Source organism: Streptomyces sp. NPDC054047, assembly GCF_055585065.1.
This window is the reverse complement of the sequence record NZ_JBVJKV010000014.1, coordinates 73148-94424: the sequence shown is the minus strand read 5'-3', so window position 1 is coordinate 94424 and position 21277 is coordinate 73148. Positions and strand designations below refer to the sequence as shown.

Genomic DNA, 21277 nt, shown 5'->3' with positions numbered 1-21277 from the left:
CGCACGGTGGCCATGGAGGAGTGAAATGAGGAGCAGCAACCCGGTCTTCTCGCGACGGGGGTTCAGCCGCGACAACGGCTACGCGGGCTTCGGCACGCAGCCGCAGGCCGGGGGACCCGCCGCCGGGACGCAGACCCAGCAGGGCAACCCGTACGCGGGCACCGCGGGCCAGCAGGCCCCGGCCAATCCGTACGCGACGAACCCCTACGCCCAGCAGGACCTGCAGCACGGCGCCCCCCAGGCGCCCGTAACCACCGCCGGCCGGATGACGATGGACGACGTCGTCATGCGTACGGCCACCACGCTCGGCACGCTCCTGGTCACGGCGGCGCTCGCATGGGCGCTGCTGCCCGTGGACGACGCCAACATCGGCAAGTCGTACGGCATCGCGATCGGCGCAGGCCTCATCGCGATGGTGCTCGGCCTCGTGCAGGCCTTCAAGCGCAAGGCCTCGCCCGCGCTGATCCTGACGTACGCCGCCCTGGAAGGTGTCTTCCTCGGCGTCGTCTCGAGCGTCGTCGACAACCGCATCGCGGACGGCGCGGCCATGCAGGCCGTGATCGGCACGATGGCGGTCTTCGTCGGAGTCCTCGTCGCCTACAAGGCGGGCTGGATCCGCGTCAACCGTCGCTTCTACGGCTTCGTGATGGCCGCGGCGATGGGCTTCCTGCTGCTGACCGCGGTGAACCTGCTGTTCGCGGTCTTCGGCGGCGGCGACGGCCTCGGGTTCCGCAGCGGCGGCCTCGGCATCGTCTTCGGCATCGTCGGCATCCTGCTCGGCGCGTGCTTCCTGGCCCTGGACTTCAAGCAGGTCGAGGACGGCATCGCGTACGGCGCGCCGAAGGAAGAGGCCTGGCTCGCGGCGTTCGGTCTGACGATGACGCTCGTCTGGATCTACCTCGAGTTCCTGCGCCTGATCGCCATCCTTCAGGGCAACGACTGACGCGGCTGATCAGCTCACCGAAGGGCCCCGCGGAACGGAAGTTCCGCGGGGCCCTTCGTCGTGTGTGAGTGAGTGAGGGAACAGGGGGGTCAGAGCAGCTTGCGCGCGGCCCGGCGCAAGTCGTACTCGTGAATGATGGCCTTTGCGTGCCCATAAGCCAGGTTGTGCTCCGCGCGGAGCCAGCTGACTTTCTCCTCGAAGCGGAAGAGCGAGGGGCCTTCGTCCACGGCGCGAAGCCAGTCGGAGATCTCACGACCGGTGCAGTGGGGGATGCGGGCGATCAGATTGCGGTGGGTCTCCTCGGAGAAGACTTGTGACATCGGCGCCTCCGGACGCGTCGCGATGTGTTCCGTCCTTCACGCCACCGTGCCTGAGCGTTGGGGCGTTGGCAACAGTCCCGCCCGGGCGCATAAGGTCGCCGGGTGCTTGATACGACGCCTTTGACGGCCGCAGTGGACCAATTCGCCGACCGGTTGCGGGCCGCCCCGCAGAGCCGCCTGCAGCGGGGGGCGGCGACCGAGGCGCTCGCTCTGGCCAGGGAACTGGCGGCGTGGGCGCAGCGGATCGAGGTACCGGACGCGGAGCCGCGGGAGATGCCGGACGCCGGGATGTTCGCGGCGGCCGACCAGATCACGGTCGCGGGGCGGGATTTGGCCCTTGTGCTGGAGGATTCCGGTCAGCTCGCGGAGGCGCTGACGCTCGTGGAGAAGGCGCAGAAGCGCGCCGCGGTGTGACGTGTGACCCCGGCGTGTGCCGGGGTCGCTCCGGTCAGACCGAGGCGATGACGCGGTCGGCCAGGATGTAGACGTTCTCGGTGCCGCACTCGAAGGTCAGCGCGTAGGCGCCGGAGACTCCGGAGCCGCCGAGCAGGACCGGGGTGTGGCCGTCGCGCAGGGCGTCGGACAGGAGCTCCGCGGTCTCGCGGTGGCCCGGGGTCATGCAGAGCGTCGTGCCGTCGGCGAAGACGTAGACGTCCAGCGTGCCGAGCGGTCCGGGGCGCACGTCGGCGAGCGCCGTGCGGGCGTCGGCCAGTTCCTCAAGACAGGCGACCGTGCGCTCGTGGTCGCCGTTGACGGGGGACTGGACCGGCACGAAGTCCGGGTGCGAGGGGTGGCGGCGGCGGGCCGCGGCCAGCTCCGGCGAATCTCCCCCATGGACTCCGTCCAGGGAGGTGCCCCCAGCGAACTCGTCGGCCGGATCGCCGTACGGCTCGACGACCGGCTCCAGGCTGTCCTGCTCCAGGCCCGAGAAGTCCGCCTGGCGGGGCAGGAACAGCTCGTCGGCCATGTCGGAGAGGCCGGGCAGGCCGCTCAGCAACGAGGGCGCGTCCGAGGCGTCACGGGCTTCCTGGGCGGCCCAGAAGGCCCGTGCCTCGGCCAGCTCGCGCTCCCGTTCCTCGGCGAGTGCCTCGGCGACAGCCGTGCGTATCTCGTCGGTGTCCGGAGTGGTGCGGGCGGCGGGCACGACGGCGTGTGCGGTCGCCGAGCGGCTCTGGGCCAGCTCGGTGCGCAACGTCGTGATCTGCTTCCGAAGCCCGTGCACGGCGTGCAGGGCGGCGGCACCCACGGCCGTGGCAGCGGCCGTGGAGAGCAGCAAGGCAATAGGCATGGCGCTCACTGACGTACTCCCGGTTTCAAGTCGACCCCCGACTTCCTACATCAGCTTGAAGCCTGCACGATCCACCTGTCAGTGCATTACGTCACGAATTGGACAGGTCTTTCGGCCCGGTGTTTATCCACAGACATGCTCTGACCTGGGGATATGCATCTCCCCCAGGAGATAGGTCACATCCTGGGGGAGATTGAGTCACGAATCAATGGAGACGTGAGGCATCCGCAGGGGCGGAAGGGGTCAGCTGAGGCGCTCGATGACCATCGCCATGCCCTGGCCGCCGCCGACGCACATCGTCTCCAGACCGAACTGCTTGTCGTGGAACTGGAGGGAGTTGATGAGCGTGCCGGTGATGCGGGCGCCCGTCATGCCGAAGGGGTGGCCGACGGCGATGGCGCCGCCGTTGACGTTCAGCTTGTCGAGCGGGATGTTCAGGTCGCGGTAGGAGGGGATCACCTGGGCGGCGAAGGCCTCGTTGATCTCGAAGAGGTCGATGTCGTCGACGGTGAGACCGGCGCGGGAGAGGGCCTGCTTCGACGCCTCGACCGGGCCCAGGCCCATGATCTCGGGGGAGAGGCCGGTGACGCCGGTGGAGACGATGCGGGCCAGCGGGGTCAGGCCGAGCTCGCGGGCCTTGGTGTCGCTCATGATCACGAGGGCGGCGGCGCCGTCGTTGAGCGGGCAGCAGTTGGCGGCGGTGACGCGGCCGTCGGGGCGGAAGACGGGCTTGAGGCCCTCGACGCCCTCCAGGGTGACGCCGGCGCGGGGGCCGTCGTCCTTGCTGACGACCGTGCCGTCGGGGGTGGTCACCGGGGTGATCTCACGCTCCCAGAAGCCGTTCTTGAGGGCTTCCTCGGCGAGGTTCTGGGACCGCACCCCGAACTCGTCCATGTCCTTGCGGGTGACGCCCTTGGCGCGGGCCAGGTTCTCGGCGGTCTGCCCCATCGCGATGTAGGCGTCCGGGATCAGGCCGTCCTCGCGCGGGTCGTGCCAGTCGGTGCCCTCGGTCTTGGACACGGCCTCGGTACGGGCCTCGGCGTCGGCGAAGAGGGGGTTGTGGGTGTCGGGAAGCCCGTCGCTGGACCCCTTGATGCTGCGCGACACCATCTCCACGCCGGCGGAGATGAAGACGTCGCCCTCCCCGGCCTTGATCGCGTGCAGGGCCATGCGGGAGGTCTGCAGGGAGGAGGAGCAGTACCGGGTGATGGTGCAGCCCGGCAGGTGGTCCATGCCCATCTGCACGGCCACGATGCGGCCGAGGTTGTGCCCCTGCTCGCCGCCCGGCAGACCACAGCCGAGCATCAGGTCGTCGATGAGCTTCGGGTCGAGCTCGGGGACCTTGGCGAGGGCGGCCTCGATGATCGTGGCGGTCAGGTCGTCCGGGCGCAGATCCTTCAGGGAGCCCTTGAAGGCGCGGCCGATCGGGGTGCGGGCGGCGGAGACGATCACGGCTTCGGGCATCGAGGCACTCCAGTGACGAGGGGGCAGGCAGGACTCCTTGGGAAGTTACCTGCACGTATCGCCATAGGTCATCGGGCGGGGACTGTGATGCGGGCCGCATTTTCCTAAGCGCTTGCTCAGCCTGGCGGGGGTGCGCCGGGGGCCTTGCGGGGGCCTTGCGAGGGGCCTCGGAGGGCTCGGAGGGCTCGGAGGGCTTGGACACCCCGCCCCCCCCTCGGCCCCCGCAGGGCTTGGACACCCCGCCCCCCCTCGGCCCCCGCAGGGCTACTGCGGCAAGGGGGACGGGTCCGGTGCGTGGTGGATGCGCCGCCGGCGACGGCGCTTGAGCAGGGCCCAGGGACCGCGAGGCCCCGTCGGCATCGCGGCCGCCACCTCCGTGCCGCCCTCCGAGGCGGCCTGCGCGGCCGCCCGGGCCACCGGCAGGAAGCCCTCGCGCCGCGACACGTCGGGGCGCTCCTCCTCCGGCCACAGCCCCAGCGAAGCGCACAGCGTCGGCAGCACCGCCATCGCCGCGGTCGCGTACCCCTCCGCGGAAGGGTGGTAATTGTCCGGGCCGAACAGCTCCCGCGGGTTCGCGAGGAACTCCGGGCCCAGCAGGTCGCCGAGCGACACCGTCCGCCCGCCCTGCTCGACCACGCCGATCGTCTGCGCGGCGGCCAGCTGCCGCGACACCCGCCGCGCCATCCACCGCAGGGGTTGGTAGACGTTCTCGACCGTCCCCAGGTCCGGGCACGTCCCGACCACCACCTCCGCCCCGGCCGTACGCAGCCTGCGCACCGCGGCCGCCAGATGGCGCACGGAGCGCGTCGCGGGCATCCGGTGCGTCACGTCGTTCGCGCCGATCATCACGACGCAGACGTCGGGAACCCAGGACGAAGGGTCGGACAGGATCAGCGTCACCTGGCGGTCCAGATCGTCCGACTGCGCACCCGGCAGCGCCACGTTCCGCAGCTCCACCGGCCGCTCGGCCACCGCGGCGAGCCCCGCCGCCAGCAGGGCTGCGGGAGTCTGCCGGGCCCGGTGCACCCCCTGGCCCGCGGCGGTCGAATCGCCGAGCATCGCGAACCGCAGGGGTTCCGCACCGTCCGGCCGATCCGCGTACCCCCAGCCGTAGCGACCGTCCGCCCGCGGTGGAGCCGCATGCTCCCCGCTGTTCCCGACGGTCCGCTTCGCCAGCTGCACCTCGGCGAGGACCACTCCCACGGTCGCCGCCCCGAGCAGCCCGATACCTCCGCCGCCGTAAGCCGCGCCCGCGGCGATCCGCCGCGCCACCCTCGCCCTCGACATGCCCTGCAGCCACCTCCTCGTCGTCATACCGCCCTACATCAACTCATTGCCCCGTAAGGACGGTCGGCCAATCGCATGCGGAGGTGAACGACTGAACGGGACCCTTAGGCTGACGGCACCCATTCGTCGCACTACATCGCAGCCCGGAGACAACGGTGCAATTCCACGACTCGATGATCAGTCTCGTCGGCAACACCCCGCTGGTGAGGCTCAACAACGTGACCACGGGCATTCAGGCGACCGTCCTGGCCAAGGTCGAGTACTTCAACCCCGGCGGTTCCGTGAAGGACCGCATCGCGCTGCGCATGATCGAGGCGGCCGAGCAGAGCGGGGAGCTCAAGCCCGGCGGCACCATCGTCGAGCCGACCTCCGGCAACACCGGGGTGGGGCTCGCCATCGTGGCCCAGCAGAAGGGCTACAAGTGCATCTTCGTGTGCCCGGACAAGGTCTCCCTGGACAAGATCAATGTCCTGCGGGCCTACGGCGCCGATGTCGTCGTCTGCCCCACGGCCGTCGATCCCGACCACCCGGACTCGTACTACAACGTCTCCGACCGCCTGGTGCGCGAGACCCCCGGCTCCTGGAAGCCCGACCAGTACAGCAACCCGAACAACCCGCTCTCCCACTACCACTCCACCGGCCCCGAGCTGTGGGAGCAGACGGAGGGGAAGATCACCCATTTCGTGGCCGGCATCGGGACCGGAGGCACCATCTCCGGGACCGGCGGGTACCTGAAGGAGATCTCGAAGGGCGCGGTCACCGTCGTCGGCGCCGACCCCGAGGGGTCCGTGTACTCCGGCGGCTCCGGGCGGCCCTACCTCGTCGAGGGCGTCGGTGAGGACTTCTGGCCGACGGCCTACGACCGGAACGTGACGGACGAGATCATCGCGGTGTCCGACAAGGACTCCTTCCAGATGACGCGGCGGCTCGCGAAGGAGGAGGGGCTGCTCGTCGGCGGGTCCTGCGGGATGGCCGTCGTGGCCGCGCTGCGGGTCGCCGAGCGGCTCGGTCCGGACGACGTCGTGGTCGTGCTCCTGCCCGACTCCGGCCGTGGCTACATGAGCAAGATCTTCAGCGACGAGTGGATGAACGACTACGGATTCCTGGAGCAGGCGGGCGACGCGCCTCGCGTCGGTGACGTACTGCGCCGCAAGGAGGGTGGCCAACTGCCCTCGCTCGTCCACATGCACCCGGAGGAGACGGTCGGCGAGGCCATCGACGTACTGCGTGAGTACGGCGTCTCGCAGATGCCCATCGTCAAGCCGGGCGCGGGCCACCCGGACGTGATGGCGGCCGAGGTCATCGGCTCCGTCGTCGAACGCGAGCTCCTGGACGCCCTGTTCACGCAGCGCGCCTCGCTCGGCGACCCGCTGGAGAAGCACATGTCGGACCCGCTGCCGCAGGTCGGCTCCGGCGAGCCGGTCGCGGACCTGATGTCGGTGCTCGGCGGGGCCGACGCGGCGATCGTCCTGGTCGAGGGCAAGCCGACCGGTGTGGTGAGCCGTCAGGACCTGCTGGCCTTCCTGGCGGAGCAGCAGGGGCAGTAGGAGCCGGCCCCGGGTGTGCCGTGGGTCGTGTGCCGTGAGGCGTGTGCCGTGGGGTCGTGGGGCCGTGGGGCGAACTTCGCGGAAGTGGTACGAGCGCGACACGTCCGCGCAGCACCCGCTTAACACGGCTCCGGCACATTGGTTGTTGTCGGCGTACAGGAACTCCGGAGCGGCTCCCGGACCTCTGAACGCCTGGACGTCGCCTGGTCCTGACCCGGCCGGCGTCCCTCGCGGGGACCGCCGTCGTCCCGCCCCCTGGGTATCCGGGGGTGCGGCGGTCCCCGCGCATGAACTTCGTATACGTCGCGGCGTCTCTTGTCGCGCGCCTCTTCAGGCGTGACGGGAGACGTGAGGGGCCGTCACTCCGCTCCCGGCGACACCACCAGGCCCCGCCCTGTCCCCTCGATCAACTCGACGTACGCGCGGACCACCTCGGCGACCGGAGTCCCCTGCGACCCGTCGCGCCCCATCTTCTCCAGCGTCTGCGCCACCCATCCGGGGCTGACGGAGTTCAGCCTGATGCCGCGCGGCATCTCTTCCGCTGCGGTCGGCACGAAGTGGGCGAGGCCCCCGTTCACGAGGGCGGCGAAGGAGAGGCCGGGCTCGGAGAAGGCCGAGATGCCGTTGGTGAGGGTGAGCGAGCCGCCGTCCGCGAGGTGGTGCGCGGCGCGGCGGGTGAGGTGGACCTGGCCCAGCATCTTGCCTTCGAGGCCCCGGAAGTAGTCCGCGTCGGAGGAGGCGTCGATCCGCGCGATCTGCCCGCTTCCCGCCACCGCGACGACCGCGTCGACGGCCCCGACCGCCTCGAACATCGCGTCGATGGACGTCGGCTCCGCCAGATCCACCACGACCGGACCGCGCCGCGACGCCCGGACCACCTCGTGGCTCCCGCCCGTCTCCAGGGTGTCGGCGAGTGCGGATCCGATGGTGCCGGTGGCACCGATGACGACGATCTTCATGAGGGTCCCGATTCCCGAGCGGTGAGCAACAGATTCCTGCGGGGTGAGCAGTGCTCGTTCAGGCTCGGGGAGTGTCCGACCGGCGTCCAATACCTGCCGTCATAACCACCGGGGATGACCCTCCCCCCGGGTGGCGATCGGCGGCGGAATGCCGTGAGCCGCAGCCTCAGTCGTCCCACTCCGACTTGCGCCCGCGGTCGCCGCGGCGCCCGAAGTTCATGCCCCGCATCGAGTGCACCGCGTTCACGCCGACGATGCCGCCCCAGGTGACGAAGAGGCCGGGCAGGTCCGCGTTGACCACGCCGATCGCCGAGAGCGGGATGGCGAGGATCAGCGAGACGATGCCGAAGCCGAAGCGCTCGCCCCAGGAGTCCACGGCGCCGTTGGGCGCGCGGGAGCCGCGGGCGACGACCATCTGCTGCTCGGCCATGTGCCGGCGCATCCGCCGGTCGATGGTGCCGTCCAGTCGCTGCTCGACCTTTCCGAGGAAAGAGTCGACCAGCGCGGACTCGTACTCTTCGCCTAGTTCCCTGCGGGCGTGCAGAGTGGCGTCGAGTTCCTTCTTGAGTTCGGCGTCACGGGCTTCCATGGTTCCGTACGGTACGCAGCCGTCGCGGGCCTGACAGTGGGGCTATCCCCCCTTTTTTCGGCGGGGCCCAGCACCCGTCCTCAGACCTTGCTCAGGGCGTGCTCCCGTTCCGTCGGGATGTGCGAGGTGTCGCGGCGGGCGATGAGCCAGTAGAGGACCGCCGGGACCACCAGGCCCACGATCCAGGAGATGTCCGCGCCGCCCAGCGGCTCCACGAGCGGGCCGGTGTAGAAGTGCGTGACCAGGAAGGGGAGTTGGGCGAGCAGGCCGACTCCGTAGACCGTGAGCGCGTCCCAGCGCCAGGCTCCGTAGCGGCCGTGGGGGTCCGAGAGCGCCGGGATGTCGTAGCGCTCCCGCGAGATCAGGTAGTAGTCGACCAGGTTGATCGCCGACCAGGGCGTGAAGAACGTCAGCAGGAACAGCAGGAAGTCCTTGAAGGACGTCAGGAAGCTGTCCTTGCCGAGCAGCGCCACGACCGTGCCCGCGATCATGATCAGGGTGATGTACGCCGCCCTGCCGCGCGGCGAGAGCGTCTTCTGGCCGCGGAATCCGCTGATGCTGGTCACCATCGACATGAAGCCGCCGTAGGTGTTGAGCACGTTGATGGTCAGCTTGCCGAGCGCGATCACGAAGTACAGGAACGACGCGATCAGGCCCGTGCCGCCCAGGCCCACCACGTATCCGACCTGGTTGGCGAGGAAGGCGTCGCCCGCGCTCGCCGCCACGAGCACACCGAACGTCATCGACCACTGCGAGCCGAGCGCGGAGCCGGACAGGGTCCACCAGAAGGTGGCCCGCCCCGACGTCGTACGCGGCAGATAGCGCGAGTAGTCCGCGACGTAAGGACCGAAGGCGAGCTGCCAGGACGCCGAGAGCGACACCGCGAGCAGGAACATCGGCAGGTCGAAGTGGGCGTCGCCGAGCAGTGCCGATATGTCCACGCGGTCCAGGAGGCGGATGCCGAGGTAGATGAAGGCGAGCGCGCAGATCACGCTCGCCACCCGGCCCAGGACGTGGATCACGCGGTAGCCGACCGCCGCCACCACGGCCGTGACCACCGCGAAGACGATGATGCCGGTGGTGTCGTTCGTGTGCGTGAGTTGGGCCGTGGCCTGTCCTGCCAGGACGCTGCCGCTGGCGAAGAAGCCGACGTACATGAGGATGACCAGCAGGAGCGGGACGACCGCGCCGCGCACCCCGAACTGGGCGCGGGACTGGATCATCTGGGGCAGGCCGAGCTTGGGGCCCTGCGCCGAGTGCAGGGCCATCACCGCGCCGCCGAGCAGATTGCCGAGCAGCAGGCCCACCACCGACCACACCACGTCGCCGCCGAAGACGACGGCGAGCGCGCCGGTGACGACCGCGGTGATCTGGAGGTTGGCGCCGAGCCAGAGGGTGAACTGGCTGAACGCCGTGCCGTGCCGTTCGTCGTCGGGGACGACGTCGATGGAGCGCCGCTCCACGAGAGTGTCTGCCATGATCCGGTGAACTCCCTGCTGCCGAGCCGGTGGTGAGCTACTTCTTGCTGATGCCGTGCTTCGCCGCCCAGTCGTTCGCGACGTCCTCGGGGTCCTTCTTGTCCTTGTCCACCAGGCGGTTGAGCTCGGTGAGGTCCTTGGTGGTCAGCGCGTTGCCCAGGCGGGCGAGCGCCGCCCGCACCGTCGAGTCGGCCTTGCGGTCGGCGATGAGCGGGACGACGTGCTGGCCGGGGATCAGGTTCTTGGGGTCGGTGAGCACGACCCACTTCTCGGCGATGATGTCGGTGTCGGTGGTGAAGAGGTTCGCCACGTCGACGTCGCCCTTGCGCAGGGCGCCCTTCACCAACGGGCCGGAGGAGTCGAGGGACTTGAACTCCTTGAACTCCACGCCGTAGACGTCCTTGAGGCCCACCGAGCCGACCGTGCGCTTCTTGACCTCGGGCGCGGCGCCGATGACGAGCTTGCCGTTGTGCTTCGCGAGGTCGGCGAGGGTCTTGAGGCCGTACTCGTCGGCGGTCTCGCGGGTGACGACGAAGGCGTCGGAGTCCTCGGCCTTGCCGTAGGGCAGGATCTGCAGGCCGCGCGGCAGGGCCATGGCGAGGGCGTTCTGCATCTCGCCCTCCTCGGTGGCCTTCGCCTTGGTGTCGAGGTAGTGCAGGAGCGCGCCCTGGTACTCGGGCAGGAGATCGATGTCGCCGCCCTTGAGGGCGGGGATGAGGATCTCGCGGGTGCCGAGGTTGGGGCGGACCTTGGTCGTCACGCCGGCCGCTTCGAGGGCGGCGGCGTAGAGGTAGCCGAGGACCTGGTTCTCGGTGAAGTTGGCGGTGCCGATGGTGACGCCGTTCTTGCTGGAGCCACCGCCCGAGCCGCCGGAGCCGCCGCCGTCGAGGGAGGTGATGCCGCCGCTGCAGGAGGCGAGCGCGGGGACGGACGCGGCGGCGAAGAGCCCGCCGAGGAGGTTTCTGCGGTTCATGGGGGCCATCTGGGTTTCTCCTAGGCCGACTTGGCGGGGCGGTGGCGGAAGAGGGCGCGCTGAAGCGCGGAGAGCGCGAGATCGAGTACGACGGCGACGAGGGCCACGAGCACGGCGCCGCCGAGCACCTGCACGAGGTCGCGCTGGGCGAGCCCGTCGAAGACGTACCGGCCGAGCCCGCCGAAGGAGACGTACGCGGCGATGGTGGCCGTCGCGACGACCTGGATGAGCGCGAGCCTCAGGCCGGTCATGATCAGGGGGAGCGCGAGGGGCAGTTCGACCTGGAACAGGACCTGGTGCCAGCGCATGCCCTGGCCGCGCGCCGCGTCCCGCACCTCGGGGTCGACGGCGGTCATGCCCGCGTACGTGTTGGTGACGATGGACGGCACGGCGAGGGCGACGAGCGCGATGTAGACGGGCCACATCGAGAGCCCGCTGGCCAGGAAGACCAGGACGACGAGCCCGACCGTGGGCAGCGCGCGTCCGAAGCTGGAGAGGTTGATGGCGAGGAAGGCGCCGCGCCCGGTGTGCCCGATGAGCAGGCCGACCGGCAGCGCGATCGCGGCGGCGATGAGGGTCGCGAGCAGTGAGTACTGGAGGTGCTCGGCGAGGCGGGTGCCGATGCCGTCGGACCCGGCCCACTGCTCGCCGCTGACCAGCCAGGCGCCGAGGTCCTTGAAGAGTTCGTACATGTCACGCGCTCCTCTTGCGGCGGGTCCAGGGCGTCAGGACGTACTGGAGGGTGACGAGCAGCGCGTCCGCGACGAGTGCGAGGAGCAGGGTCAGGACGACGCCGACGATGACGGGGGTGGGGAAGTTGCGCTGGAACCCGTCCGTGAAGAGCTGTCCGAGGCCGCCGTCGCCGATGTACGTGGCGACGGAGACGAGCGAGATCGCCATGACCGTCGCGATGCGTACGCCCGCCATGATCACCGGGAGCGCGAGGGGCAGTTCGACGGTGAGGAGGGTGCGCAGGGGTCGGGTGCCCATGGCCTTGGCCGCCTCCTTCGTCTTGGCCGGGACGGAGTCCAGACCCTCGACGGTGTTCCGCAGGAGCACGACGAGCGTGTAGATCGTCAGGCCGATGACGGTGGTGGTGCGGGTGAGCCCGCTGACCGGCAGGAGCAGCACGAAGATCGCGATGGAGGGGATGGTGAACAGGACGTTCGACAGGCCGAGGAGCAGTCCGCGCAGGGGGCGCACGCGGTGCGCGACGACGGCCAGGGGGAGCGAGATGAGCAGGCCGAGGAGTACGGCGGTGAGGGCGGCCTGAAGGTGCGAGAGGGTGAGGGTGGTGAGGTCGTCGGTGTGGTCGGCTATCCACGACCAGTCGACGCTCACGCGGGTCGCTCCGCGGGCTTGACCGGGTCCACTGCCTCGGCCTCGGCTTCGGCGTCCCGCGGGTGCGTCTGCGTCCGATGGTCCGTCGGCGGGTGCGGGTCGTCCTGGGTTGCTCGCGCTGTTCCCCGCGCCCCTTCGGCGGCACCCCTGTCCCGGCGGCCCTGCTCGTGCGCCACGCCTGCGTGCTCGTGGATGTCGTCGCGCGACGTCACACCGGTCAGGGTGCCGTCCGCGTCGACCCGGGCCACCAGACCGCTCGGCGCGGCTATCGACTCGTTCAGCGCCGACAGCAGCGAGTCCGTGTCCCGCAGCGGGCGTACGGGGATGTCCGCCGCGTCGCCGTCCTTGTGCCGCCAGGCCAGCGGTGCCCCCGCCGAGTCCAGGCGCAGCGTCCAGGCGCCGCCCTCAGGGGCGGGGCCCTGCGGGACCGCGGCGAGGGTGGAGAGCGAGAGCAGCTTGAGGCCGCGCTCGGCGCCCAGGAAGTCCGCGACGAAGTCGTCGGCGGGGCGGGCCAGGAGCTCGGCGGGGCTCGCGCACTGGACGAGGTGGCCGCCGGTGCGGAAGACGGCTATGCGGTCGCCGAGCCGTACGGCCTCGTCGATGTCGTGCGTGACGAAGACGATGGTCTTGTTCAACTCCCGCTGGAGGCGCAGGAGTTCGTCCTGGAGCTGGGTGCGGACCACGGGGTCGACCGCGCCGAACGGCTCGTCCATCAGGAGCACCGGCGGGTCCGCGGCGAGTGCGCGCGCCACGCCGACCCGCTGCTGCTGGCCGCCGGAGAGCTGGTGCGGGTAGCGCTTCCCGGCATCGGCGGCGAGGCCGACCGTCTCCAGGAGCTCCGCCGCCCGCGTCCGCGCCTTCCTGCGGCCCCAGCCGAGCAGGAGCGGCACCGTCGCGATGTTGTCCAGGACGGTCCGGTGCGGGAAGAGCCCGGACTGCTGGATCACGTAGCCGATGGAGCGGCGCAGCTCGGCCGCGTCCTGCTCCAGGACGTCCTTGCCGTTGACCCTGATCGTCCCGGAGGTCGGATCGACCATCCGGTTGATCATGCGGAGCGTCGTCGTCTTGCCGCAACCGGAAGATCCGACGAGGACGGTCACGCCCCCTTCCGGCATCTCAAGGGTCAGGTCGTGGACCGCGGTTGTGCCGTTCGGGAAGCGCTTGTGGACCGTATCGAATTGGATCATGAGGAGTCCCTTGCCCGGCTGTATATCGTCATGCAGAGTTCTCGTTGACTGAATAGATTGTCAATAGCTTGTCCACGCCCCGGCGTAAATCACTGGTAACGAGTGGTCGCAGGGCAAGACGGAGCGTCCGGGTTGAGGAGGAATTACGAGTGATGTCGTCTCGTATCGCGGACAGGGCGACCGACAGGGCACCTGACGACAGCGGCTCGGTCGTCGTCCTGGACGGCCGCGGATTGATGGTCGCAGATGTCGTACGTATGGCCGAATCCACCGCAAAGCCCGTTCCCGGCACGGACGGGATGAAGCGTGTGGAGGCCTCCTGGAACGCCGCGCGGGAGATCGCCTCCTGGGGCCGCGTCTACGGCCGCTCCACCGGCGTGGGCGCGAACCGGAATGAGTCCGTGCCCACCGAGGCGGCGTCCGACCACGGTCTGCGCCTGCTGCGCAGCCACGCCGGCGCGATCGGCGACGAGCTGCCCGCACGGCAGGTGCGCGCCATGCTCGCGGTCCGCGCCAACCAGCTGCTCGCCGGTGGCGCGGGGCTGCGCCCGACCGTCGTCACCGCGCTCTGCGAGGCCCTGGAGACGGGCGCCTACCCGAAGGTCAACGAATTCGGCTCGGTCGGCACGGGCGACATCGCCGCGCTCGCGCAGATGGGCCTCGCGCTCGCGGGCGAGCACCCCTGGCAGGGGTCGGGCGCGGCCCCCGCCCCGCAGCCCCTGGACAACAACGACGCCCTCGCCCTGATCAGCAGCAACGCCCTCACGCTCGGCCAGTCCGCGCTCGCCCTGCACGAGCTGCGCGGCCTCATCGCGGCCACGCAGGTGGTGGCTGCGCTCTCCCTGATGGCGGTCGACGGTTCGTACGAGGCGTACGCGCTGCCCGTGCACGAGGCGCGGCGCCACGCGGGTTCCTACGCGGTCGCCGAACGCATGCGGCTGATCCTGGGCGCCCCCGACCGCCCCACGCCCCCGCTCGGCCGCATCCAGGACCCCTACGGCCTGCGCTGCGTCCCGCAGATCCACGGGCCCGCGCACGACGCGGCGGACGCCCTTGAAGACGTCCTCACGGTGGAGATCAACGCGGCCGCCGAGAACCCGCTGATCTCGGCGGATGACATGGCGGCGTACCATCACGGCGGCTTCTACCTGGCCCAACTCGCCCTGTCCCTGGACCACTTCAGGCTCGCGGTGACGCAGGCCGCGCGCCTGTCGACCTCGCGCCTCTCGACCCTGAACGAGCCGGGCTTCACGCGCCTTCGCCCGTTCCTCGCGGACGGCGAACCGGCGTCGTCGGGCGTGATGATCCTGGAGTACGCGGCCGGGGCGGCCCTCGGTGACCTGCGCGCCTTCTCCGCGCCCGCGTCCCTGGGCCACGCGGTGCTCTCGCGCGGCGTGGAGGAGCAGGCCAGCTTCGCCTCGCTCGCGGCGCGGCAGACGCTGCGGGCGTGCGACGCCTACCGCCTGGTCGTGGGCTGTGAACTCGTCGCGGCGGTCAGGGCGTTGCGGCAGCGGGACATGCGGCTCGACCCGGACCTGCCCGTGGGGCGGGCCTTCGAGCTCGCGGACTCGATACTCGACGCGGAGCTGGCCGACCGGCCGCTGACGGATGATGTGACGGCGGCGGCCGGGCTGCTCGACCGGTTCACGGAGCTGTGGCTGGACCTCGGGGCCGGGGGCGGAACGGCCTTCGAGAGCAAGGGTGTTGTGAGGGGAACGGGAGCGGTATGAGTGACAGTCCTGCGGCGCGGCTGCAAGTGCTCTTCGAGGGGCACCGGCTCACGCCCACACAGCGGCGCATCGCGCACTGCATGGTGCGGCGGGCGGGGGACGTCCCCTTCCTCTCCAGCGTCGAGCTGGCGGAGCTGGCCGGGGTGAGCCAGCCCTCGGTGACCCGTTTCGCCGTGGCGCTCGGCTTCGACGGGTACCCGGCGCTGCGCAGGCACCTGCGGGAGCTCGCACCCGCGGAGGCGGCGGGCGAGGCCTCGCTCAACGAGTACCAGCAGGCGGTCGAGGCGGAGATCGCGAACCTCCGGCATCTGGCGGAGGTCCTCGCCGACCCCTCGCCGGTGGAGCGCGCCGGACAGCTCCTCGCCTCCTCGCGCCCGCTGCCGGTCCTCGGCCTGCGGGCGGCGGCGTCCCAGGCGTACGGCTTCTCGTACTTCGCGGCGAAGGTCCATCCCGACGTACGCCTCCTCGACGCGGGCGGCACGATGCTGGCCGACCGGATCGACGCGGCGGTGCGGGCGGGGGCCTCGGCCCTGCTCTGCTTCGCGCTGCCGAGGCATCCGCGGGAGGTGGTGGACGCGCTGGCCTACGCGCAGGCGGCGGGCCTCTCGGTGGTGACGGTCGCGGACTCGGCGTTCGCCCCCGTGGCGGCCCACTCCGACCTCCTGCTCCCGGCGGCGGTCGGCACGGGCCTGGCCTTCGACACGGCCTGCGCGCCGATGCTGCTCGGCCGGGTGCTCCTGGAGGCCATGTGCGACGGACTGCCGGACGCGCAGGCACGGTTGGAGGAGTTCGACGCGGGGGCCGCGGCGCGCGGTCTCTTCGTGGAGTAGCGGGCCGGGCCCGAAAGGCCCGGCCCGCCGGGTGTCACGTCCCGGCTCAGACCTCCAGATTCGCCTCGATGCGCCGGAGTTGATGGCGGGCCATGGCCAGGTTGGCCCGGTCCTTGTCGAGGGCGATGTAGAGGAAGAGGCCGTTGTTGTTGCGGCCCTTGATCAGCCGGATCAGGTGGTACTGGCTGCTGAGCGAGATCAGGATGTCCTCGATCTCTTCCTTGAGGTCCAGGAGCTCCATCGTGCGCAGCTTGGCCCGCACCACGTCGGTGTTGCCGGCCGCGGCGACGTTCAGGTCCAGGTCCTTTCCGCCGCCGATCGTGCCCAGCGCCATGCCGCTCGTGTAGTCGACCAGGGCGGCGCCGATGACTCCCTCGATCGAGGTGGTCGCTTCCTTGAGTGCTGTCTCTGTGTTGGCCATGAATTTCGCACTTCCTTTCCGTCTGCTGGGCGTCCGCGGTGACGGGGACGATGAGGGTGTTGTGGGGGACATGGGTCAGGTTTCCTCCGCTCGTTTTTCGACGGCGGCGTCGACGAGCTCTCCGATGAGCGCGCTGGAACGGCGGCCCTCCAGATGCAGCCGGCCCACGTTCACGCGGGGCTCGGCGAGCAGGGTCAGCACGGCGGAGGAACCGGCCGTGTACGTCGCCACATAGCCGTCCTCGCCGCGGATGAGCAGTTCGCGGAAGCCGCCCTGATGCGTCGCGTCGGACAGCCGCAGGGCCACCCCGAGCGCCGCCGCCGTCAGGGCGCAGACGCCCTCCGCGTCGACGTCCGCCGCGTCCTGCGCGAGCACGAGCCCGTCGACGCTGGCCGTCAGGGCTCCCCTGAGCTGAGGAATCCTGGTCCGCAGCCGTTTCAGTTCGCCCAGTACGTCGGCTTCCACGGCCATCAGCTGTCTCCTCCCGGCGCGCTTCCAGAGCGCGAAGAACTTCATGGGTGCGGGGGCCGGATCCGCCGAGCGGCACGGAGATTCACAGACTTGCCTCCAGCGCGTCGCGGACCCGGCGCAGGAGGTCGATGTCCGGCTCGGCGTGGTCCTCGGGGATCGGCAGGTGGAGCATCCTCGGCGCCGGGTCCGGTGTCCGCGGGGGCTCCACGAGCCCGGCCGCGGCGAGCCGTCTGACCTCGATGAGGGTGTGGAACGAAGGGCGGCCGAGCGCCCAGGCGATCGCCGTCGGCGTACGGACACCGTCGGCGAGCCGCAGCAGGGCGTCCTGGCGTCCGGTGACGGTCTGGCCGGGCGCGGGCTCGCGCGGCACGACGGGGGAGGTGTCCAGTTCCGGACAGGGCCAGACGCTGTCCAGCAGGGCCCGGCGCCGCCGGGTCTCGCGCTCCACGGTCTCGGCCGACACCGGCCGCACCCGGCCGAGCCAGTGCGCGACGCCGTATCGGAACCGGGTGGGCCCGCTCGCCGGGCCGAGGACGAAGAACGCGGCGTCGAACAGCGCGCCGGTGTGGCACATCTCCAGCTCGCCCGCGGTGACCCGGCCGCTGTCTATCAGATGCCGCCCCACCTCGTGCCGGGTGCCCGCGAGCGAGAGTGCCTCCTGCCAGCCCTGCGGGGGCAGCGCCCCGCCGGCCGTGAGCAGGACGTCGATGCCGGGCGCCGCGGGGCTCTCCGCGTGCACGACGCGGCCGTCGACGAGGTAGAGGGTGCCCTGGTCGCGCAGCAGGGCGCCGGTCGCCCGCTCACCGGCCAGGCGCATCAGCATGGGCGAGGTGGCGGGCGCCGTTATCCGCATGGCGCTCACACCAGCACCAGGCGCTCGGAGAGGTCCCGCAGCCGCATGCGCGCGAGCGCGAGATTGCCGGTGTGCCGGTCGAGCCAGAGATAGAGGAAGACGCTGCTGTCGAAGGTCGTCTCGACGAAGCGGATCAGGTGGTACTCGGTCCGCGTGGTGACCATGAGGTCCTCGACGGGGAGCCCCTTGCGGTCCGCGGTCCGCGCCGGGTCCAGCGCGTCGGGCCGGGGCGCGAACGCCTGGTACTCGGCCGCCGACCGCGCCACCTCCGCGGTCTCGGCCGCGGTCGCCTCGTGGTCGCCGCCCGGAGGATCGCCGACCGAACCGAGGGCGAGCCCACTGGTCCAGTCGACGATCGCCGCGCCGCGCGCACCGGGCAGTGTCATGGCTTCGAGCAGACACTCGTCGATTCCGGGCACGCGGCTCCCCTTCCCCAGGGTTGAACCGGGTGGCCCCTACCACCCGACCGGGGGCTCAGCGCCGCCCGGTGTGAGGAAGGTACGCAGAAGTGGTGGAGTTTCCAGGGAAATGGGCACTTTCCAGGGGTACATGCCCGACCTCGACGGGATCAGTGCGAGGAGAGGTCCGGGGCGGCCCATGACTGACCGAATGTGGCGATCGGACGACCGGACCGCCCCCGTTCCCCCCTGGCTCTTCACGACCCTTCATCCCTGAACCTTCACCCCTGGCCCGTCACTCCTCGCCGTGCGCCTTGAGTACCACCTTGTTCACGCCCCACAGCGCGATGCCGATGGCGATCAGCACCCCCGCCCGGATGTAGACCTCGGCAGGACGGTCCGCGAGAGGGCTCGCGAGGATCAGGGCGGTGATGGCGCCGAGCACCGGAAGGACCGTCGGCGCGCGGAAGTGCTCGTGGTCGACGGGGTCGCGGCGCAGGACAAGGACCGCCACGTTGACCACCGCGAACACGCACAGGAGCAGGAACGCGGTGGTGTCGCCGAGCCCCTCGATCTCACCCGTCGACACCAGGCCGATCGCGAGCAGCGACACGAAGACGATGCCGACCACCGGTGTACGGCGCCGGGGCAGGACCCGGCCCATCGCGCGCGGCAGGATGCGCTCGTTGGCCATGCCGTAGCAGAGCCGCGAGGCCATCATGATGTTGATCAGGGCCGAGTTGGTGACCGCGAACAGGGCGATCAGCGCGAAGAGTTTGTGCGGGAAGTCGATGCCGCCCGCCTTCACGACCTCAAGGAGCGGGCCGCTCGACCCTTCGAGCACCTTGTAGTCCACGAGCAGCGACGACACCAGCGCCACCAGGACGTAGATCGTGCCCGTCACCGCGACTCCGATGAAGATCGCCCGCGGGAACGTGCGCACCGGGTCCTTCGTCTCCTCGGCCATGTTCACCGAGTCCTCGAAGCCGACGAAGGCGAAGAAGCCGAGCGCGGTCGCCCCGAGCACGCCCGTCATCAGGGCGTAGGCAGTGCCGTCCCCGGCCTCGAACTCCGTCAGACGGGACGGTTCACCGTCCCCGCTCAGGACCGCGTACGCGCCGATGGTGAGGATGATGACCAGGCCCGTCAGCTCGACGATCGTGAGGACCACGTTCGTCTTCACCGACTCGGCGACGCCCCGCAGGTTCAGCGCCGCGAGCGCGAGGATGAAGAGGATCGCGATCAGGGTCGGCGGGAGCGCGTCGCTCGTCAGCTCGCTCAGGTAGTCGCCGCTGAAGGCGCGGGCCGCCGCGCTCGCGGACGAGAGCCCCGACGCCATCACCATGAACGCGACGATGAAGGTGAGGAACGGGACCTTGAAGGCCTTCTGCGTGTAGAGCGCGGCGCCCGCCGCCTTCGGGTACTTGCCCACCAGCTCGACGTACGACGCGGCGGTCAGGATCGCCACGACGAAGCCGATCGCGAACGGCACCCACAGCGCGCCGCCGACCTTCCCCGCGACCTTGCCGGTGGTGGCGTAGATGCCGGTGCCGAGGATGTCGCCGATCACGAAGAGGATCAGGAGCTTGGGGCCGATCGCGCGGTTCAGCGCGGGTTCTTCGGCGGGTGGCGGTGTGCTGGTGGCTTTTCCGGATGTCGTCACAGGATCATCTCCCCCGAGGGTGTGCCTGGGGGGAGCATCTGCCCCGGATGTGGCGCGGGAATGCGGGAGTTGAGGAACTTCAGAGCTCGCGCAGCGCGTCCCGCCGCGCGCCTCCCGACTCGGCGACGATCTCCTCCAGGGTCTGCGGCTCCCGCACGGTGGCGAAGGCGACGGACCCGGCCGCGCCCGCCGCGAAGCCGTAGATCCCGGGCCGGGCAAGGCTGTTGTACGAGTAGTGGTGCGCGAAGTAGTAGGCGCCCGTGTCGAGGACCGCCGCGTAGTCGCCCTGTTCGAGCAGCGGCAGCGGACGGTTCTCGGCGAGCAGGTCGCCCGCGAAGCAGGCAGGGCCCGCGATGTCCTGGCCGACGGGCGGGCCGCTCTTGGCGCGCCCCTTCGCGTCGTACGCGGCGATCCGCAGCGGCCAGGACGCGGGCGCGTACACCGTGCGCGCCGCCACCTGGACGCCCGCGTGCGTCACCGCGATGGGCCGGGCGCCCGCCGTCTTGGCGTACTCGACGCGGGCCAGGATCGTGCCGTGCTTGGCGAGCAGCGAGCGGCCGAACTCGGTGACCAGGCCGTAGCGCCCGTCGAGCAGGCCGGGCACGCGGGACTTCAGGCGGCGCGCGTACTGCGCGTGCGTCGGGGTCTCCTCGTCCGAGCCGAAGTTGACGGGCAGGCCGCCGCCGATGTCGATGGTGTCGATCTGCTGCCGGCCGACCCGTTCGTTGATCTCCTCGGCCAGCTCGTACGTCGCCGCCACACCCCGCACCATCAGTTCCAGCGGCATGCCCTGCGACCCCGAGTGCGCGTGCAGCCGCGTCAGCCAGGGGCGGTCGAGATACGCCTGGACGATCCACTCGCGGGCGCCCTCGTCGCGCAGCGCGACGCCGAACTTGGAGGTCGCCGTGGCGGTGGAGAGGGCGCCGATGGAGCCGCCGCCGATCTGCGGGTTCACGCGCAGGCCGACGGGGGAGCGGGTGGGCGCGGAGCGGGTCATCGCGTCGATGCGGGCCAGCTCCTGCGGGTTGTCCGCGTTCACGGCGATGCCGAGGGCCAGGGCCTCGCGCAGCTCGGCGGGGGTCTTCGCGGGCGAGTCCAGGACGGTGTGCGTGGGCGGCACGCCGGCGGCCCGCGCCAGGGCCAGCTCGCCGGGGCTCGCCACCTCGGCGCCGATGCCCGCGTCGCGCAGCAGGCGCAGGACCGGGACCAGGGGCGATGCCTTGACCGCGAAGGCGTGCAGGACGGGGGTGCCGGGCGGCGTGACCGCCTCGAAGGCGGCGCGCAGGGCGGCGGCGGACGAGCGGATGCCGGTGACGTCCAGGAGGCCGACGATGGGGGACGCGGGGTCGACGAGGCCCTGCTCGACGGCGGCGCGGACGGCCTGGTCGCGCCGGGCGGCGGCGTCCGGCGCCGCATCCGCCGGGGGAGGTCCCGCGGGGTCGGCCGTCGCGAGGCGCCGGGTGGCGGCCTCCGGGTCCGTGACCGCCTCGGATACGTGTGTGGTCTCCGCGCCCTGATCGCTCATGTGTTCCAGC

At 70.9% G+C, this 21277-nt stretch carries 22 protein-coding genes; 5 read left to right on the top strand and 17 right to left on the bottom strand.

Going from position 1 to position 21277, the window contains the following annotated elements; genetic code table 11:
* Positions 1 to 25: 25 nt before the first annotated feature.
* Positions 26 to 943, top strand: a complete 918-nt coding sequence (locus tag ACZ6ZP_RS37515; RefSeq protein ID WP_351163064.1) for a Bax inhibitor-1/YccA family protein — start codon at positions 26 to 28, stop codon at positions 941 to 943.
* Between the two features lie 89 nt (positions 944 to 1032).
* Here ACZ6ZP_RS37515 and ACZ6ZP_RS37510 read toward each other — a convergent pair whose 3' ends face one another.
* Positions 1033 to 1263: a DUF4287 domain-containing protein gene (locus ACZ6ZP_RS37510; protein ID WP_160505450.1), complete on the bottom strand. Its 231-nt coding sequence runs from the start codon at positions 1261 to 1263 to the stop codon at positions 1033 to 1035.
* A 132-nt stretch (positions 1264 to 1395) separates the two neighbouring features.
* On the opposite strand from ACZ6ZP_RS37510, the gene ACZ6ZP_RS37505 reads away from it, so the two are divergent.
* Complete coding sequence (locus ACZ6ZP_RS37505; protein WP_399984215.1) at positions 1396 to 1677, top strand: hypothetical protein; 282 nt, start codon at positions 1396 to 1398, stop codon at positions 1675 to 1677.
* A 34-nt stretch (positions 1678 to 1711) separates the two neighbouring features.
* On the opposite strand, the gene ACZ6ZP_RS37500 is transcribed toward ACZ6ZP_RS37505, so the two are convergent.
* From ACZ6ZP_RS37500 to ACZ6ZP_RS37490, 3 genes are all read right to left on the bottom strand, one after another.
* A complete protein-coding gene (locus ACZ6ZP_RS37500) occupies positions 1712 to 2551 on the bottom strand; it encodes a hypothetical protein (RefSeq protein WP_351163068.1) in 840 nt (279 codons plus the stop codon).
* Between the two features lie 243 nt (positions 2552 to 2794).
* Entirely contained in the window at positions 2795 to 4015 is a 1221-nt protein-coding gene (locus ACZ6ZP_RS37495) for an acetyl-CoA C-acetyltransferase (protein ID WP_351163070.1), read from the bottom strand.
* A 264-nt stretch (positions 4016 to 4279) separates the two neighbouring features.
* Positions 4280 to 5287, bottom strand: coding sequence for an SGNH/GDSL hydrolase family protein (locus tag ACZ6ZP_RS37490; RefSeq protein WP_383819371.1), 1008 nt, complete (start codon positions 5285 to 5287; stop codon positions 4280 to 4282).
* Positions 5288 to 5457: 170 nt separating this feature from the next.
* On the opposite strand from ACZ6ZP_RS37490, the gene ACZ6ZP_RS37485 reads away from it, so the two are divergent.
* Positions 5458 to 6849, top strand: coding sequence for a cystathionine beta-synthase (locus tag ACZ6ZP_RS37485; RefSeq protein WP_351163074.1), 1392 nt, complete (start codon positions 5458 to 5460; stop codon positions 6847 to 6849).
* 359 nt (positions 6850 to 7208) lie between these two features.
* On the opposite strand, the gene ACZ6ZP_RS37480 is transcribed toward ACZ6ZP_RS37485, so the two are convergent.
* The 7 genes from ACZ6ZP_RS37480 to ACZ6ZP_RS37450 form a co-directional block, all read right to left on the bottom strand.
* The gene (locus tag ACZ6ZP_RS37480; RefSeq protein ID WP_361470045.1) at positions 7209 to 7808 is read right to left on the bottom strand and encodes a short chain dehydrogenase; all 600 of its coding nucleotides are present in this window, start codon (positions 7806 to 7808) and stop codon (positions 7209 to 7211) included.
* Positions 7809 to 7974: 166 nt separating this feature from the next.
* Positions 7975 to 8397 carry a hypothetical protein gene (locus tag ACZ6ZP_RS37475; RefSeq protein WP_351163079.1) on the bottom strand — a complete coding sequence of 141 codons (423 nt, stop codon included), beginning with the start codon at positions 8395 to 8397 and terminating at the stop codon, positions 7975 to 7977.
* Positions 8398 to 8477: 80 nt separating this feature from the next.
* Positions 8478 to 9875, bottom strand: coding sequence for a purine-cytosine permease family protein (locus tag ACZ6ZP_RS37470; RefSeq protein WP_361470047.1), 1398 nt, complete (start codon positions 9873 to 9875; stop codon positions 8478 to 8480).
* A 37-nt stretch (positions 9876 to 9912) separates the two neighbouring features.
* Positions 9913 to 10848, bottom strand: coding sequence for an ABC transporter substrate-binding protein (locus ACZ6ZP_RS37465; protein WP_469410251.1), 936 nt, complete (start codon positions 10846 to 10848; stop codon positions 9913 to 9915).
* A gap of 20 nt (positions 10849 to 10868) precedes the next feature.
* Complete coding sequence (locus ACZ6ZP_RS37460; protein ID WP_351163084.1) at positions 10869 to 11540, bottom strand: ABC transporter permease; 672 nt, start codon at positions 11538 to 11540, stop codon at positions 10869 to 10871.
* Position 11541: 1 nt separating this feature from the next.
* A complete protein-coding gene (locus ACZ6ZP_RS37455; protein ID WP_351163087.1) occupies positions 11542 to 12189 on the bottom strand; it encodes an ABC transporter permease in 648 nt (215 codons plus the stop codon).
* Entirely contained in the window at positions 12186 to 13376 is a 1191-nt protein-coding gene (locus ACZ6ZP_RS37450) for an ABC transporter ATP-binding protein (RefSeq protein ID WP_361470052.1), read from the bottom strand. Before ACZ6ZP_RS37450 ends, ACZ6ZP_RS37455 begins: the two co-directional genes overlap by 4 nt.
* Positions 13377 to 13528: 152 nt before the next feature.
* Here ACZ6ZP_RS37450 and ACZ6ZP_RS37445 point away from each other — a divergent pair, with 152 nt between their 5' ends.
* Positions 13529 to 15106, top strand: a complete 1578-nt coding sequence (locus ACZ6ZP_RS37445) for an aromatic amino acid ammonia-lyase (protein WP_351163091.1) — start codon at positions 13529 to 13531, stop codon at positions 15104 to 15106.
* Positions 15103 to 15936, top strand: coding sequence for a MurR/RpiR family transcriptional regulator (locus tag ACZ6ZP_RS37440; protein WP_351163093.1), 834 nt, complete (start codon positions 15103 to 15105; stop codon positions 15934 to 15936). Before ACZ6ZP_RS37445 ends, ACZ6ZP_RS37440 begins: the two co-directional genes overlap by 4 nt.
* Before the next feature lie 46 nt (positions 15937 to 15982).
* Here the strand turns inward: ACZ6ZP_RS37440 and ACZ6ZP_RS37435 are convergent, their stop codons facing one another.
* The 6 genes from ACZ6ZP_RS37435 to ACZ6ZP_RS37410 form a co-directional block, all read right to left on the bottom strand.
* On the bottom strand, positions 15983 to 16357 hold the full coding sequence (locus ACZ6ZP_RS37435; RefSeq protein WP_351163095.1) for a hypothetical protein: 375 nt from the start codon (positions 16355 to 16357) through the stop codon (positions 15983 to 15985).
* A gap of 75 nt (positions 16358 to 16432) precedes the next feature.
* Entirely contained in the window at positions 16433 to 16828 is a 396-nt protein-coding gene (locus ACZ6ZP_RS37430) for a roadblock/LC7 domain-containing protein (protein WP_351163097.1), read from the bottom strand.
* 82 nt (positions 16829 to 16910) lie between these two features.
* Entirely contained in the window at positions 16911 to 17681 is a 771-nt protein-coding gene (locus tag ACZ6ZP_RS37425; RefSeq protein ID WP_399984290.1) for a transcriptional regulator, read from the bottom strand.
* Positions 17682 to 17686: 5 nt separating this feature from the next.
* A complete protein-coding gene (locus ACZ6ZP_RS37420) occupies positions 17687 to 18100 on the bottom strand; it encodes a hypothetical protein (protein WP_351163103.1) in 414 nt (137 codons plus the stop codon).
* A 274-nt stretch (positions 18101 to 18374) separates the two neighbouring features.
* On the bottom strand, positions 18375 to 19742 hold the full coding sequence (locus ACZ6ZP_RS37415; RefSeq protein ID WP_351163105.1) for an APC family permease: 1368 nt from the start codon (positions 19740 to 19742) through the stop codon (positions 18375 to 18377).
* Between the two features lie 79 nt (positions 19743 to 19821).
* Positions 19822 to 21267 (bottom strand): type III PLP-dependent enzyme domain-containing protein, encoded by a 1446-nt coding sequence (locus ACZ6ZP_RS37410; RefSeq protein WP_361467044.1) that lies wholly within the window; start codon positions 21265 to 21267, stop codon positions 19822 to 19824.
* Between the last annotated feature and the right edge of the window lie 10 nt (positions 21268 to 21277).

Bases quoted from the DNA above. Each gene is read 5' to 3' on its own strand.
- ACZ6ZP_RS37450 (WP_361470052.1), bottom strand. From the start codon at position 13,376: ATGATCCAATTCGATACGGTCCACAAGCGCTTCCCGAACGGCACAACC.
- ACZ6ZP_RS37460 (WP_351163084.1), bottom strand. From the start codon at position 11,540: ATGTACGAACTCTTCAAGGACCTCGGCGCCTGGCTGGTCAGCGGCGAG.
- ACZ6ZP_RS37435 (WP_351163095.1), bottom strand. From the start codon at position 16,357: ATGGCCAACACAGAGACAGCACTCAAGGAAGCGACCACCTCGATCGAG.
- ACZ6ZP_RS37515 (WP_351163064.1), top strand. From the start codon at position 26: ATGAGGAGCAGCAACCCGGTCTTCTCGCGACGGGGGTTCAGCCGCGAC.
- ACZ6ZP_RS37440 (WP_351163093.1), top strand. From the start codon at position 15,103: ATGAGTGACAGTCCTGCGGCGCGGCTGCAAGTGCTCTTCGAGGGGCAC.
- ACZ6ZP_RS37465 (WP_469410251.1), bottom strand. From the start codon at position 10,848: ATGAACCGCAGAAACCTCCTCGGCGGGCTCTTCGCCGCCGCGTCCGTC.
- ACZ6ZP_RS37470 (WP_361470047.1), bottom strand. From the start codon at position 9,875: ATGGCAGACACTCTCGTGGAGCGGCGCTCCATCGACGTCGTCCCCGAC.
- ACZ6ZP_RS37495 (WP_351163070.1), bottom strand. From the start codon at position 4,015: ATGCCCGAAGCCGTGATCGTCTCCGCCGCCCGCACCCCGATCGGCCGC.
- ACZ6ZP_RS37500 (WP_351163068.1), bottom strand. From the start codon at position 2,551: ATGCCTATTGCCTTGCTGCTCTCCACGGCCGCTGCCACGGCCGTGGGT.
- ACZ6ZP_RS37475 (WP_351163079.1), bottom strand. From the start codon at position 8,397: ATGGAAGCCCGTGACGCCGAACTCAAGAAGGAACTCGACGCCACTCTG.
- ACZ6ZP_RS37480 (WP_361470045.1), bottom strand. From the start codon at position 7,808: ATGAAGATCGTCGTCATCGGTGCCACCGGCACCATCGGATCCGCACTC.
- ACZ6ZP_RS37430 (WP_351163097.1), bottom strand. From the start codon at position 16,828: ATGGCCGTGGAAGCCGACGTACTGGGCGAACTGAAACGGCTGCGGACC.
- ACZ6ZP_RS37410 (WP_361467044.1), bottom strand. From the start codon at position 21,267: ATGAGCGATCAGGGCGCGGAGACCACACACGTATCCGAGGCGGTCACG.
- ACZ6ZP_RS37425 (WP_399984290.1), bottom strand. From the start codon at position 17,681: ATGCGGATAACGGCGCCCGCCACCTCGCCCATGCTGATGCGCCTGGCC.
- ACZ6ZP_RS37445 (WP_351163091.1), top strand. From the start codon at position 13,529: ATGTCGTCTCGTATCGCGGACAGGGCGACCGACAGGGCACCTGACGAC.
- ACZ6ZP_RS37510 (WP_160505450.1), bottom strand. From the start codon at position 1,263: ATGTCACAAGTCTTCTCCGAGGAGACCCACCGCAATCTGATCGCCCGC.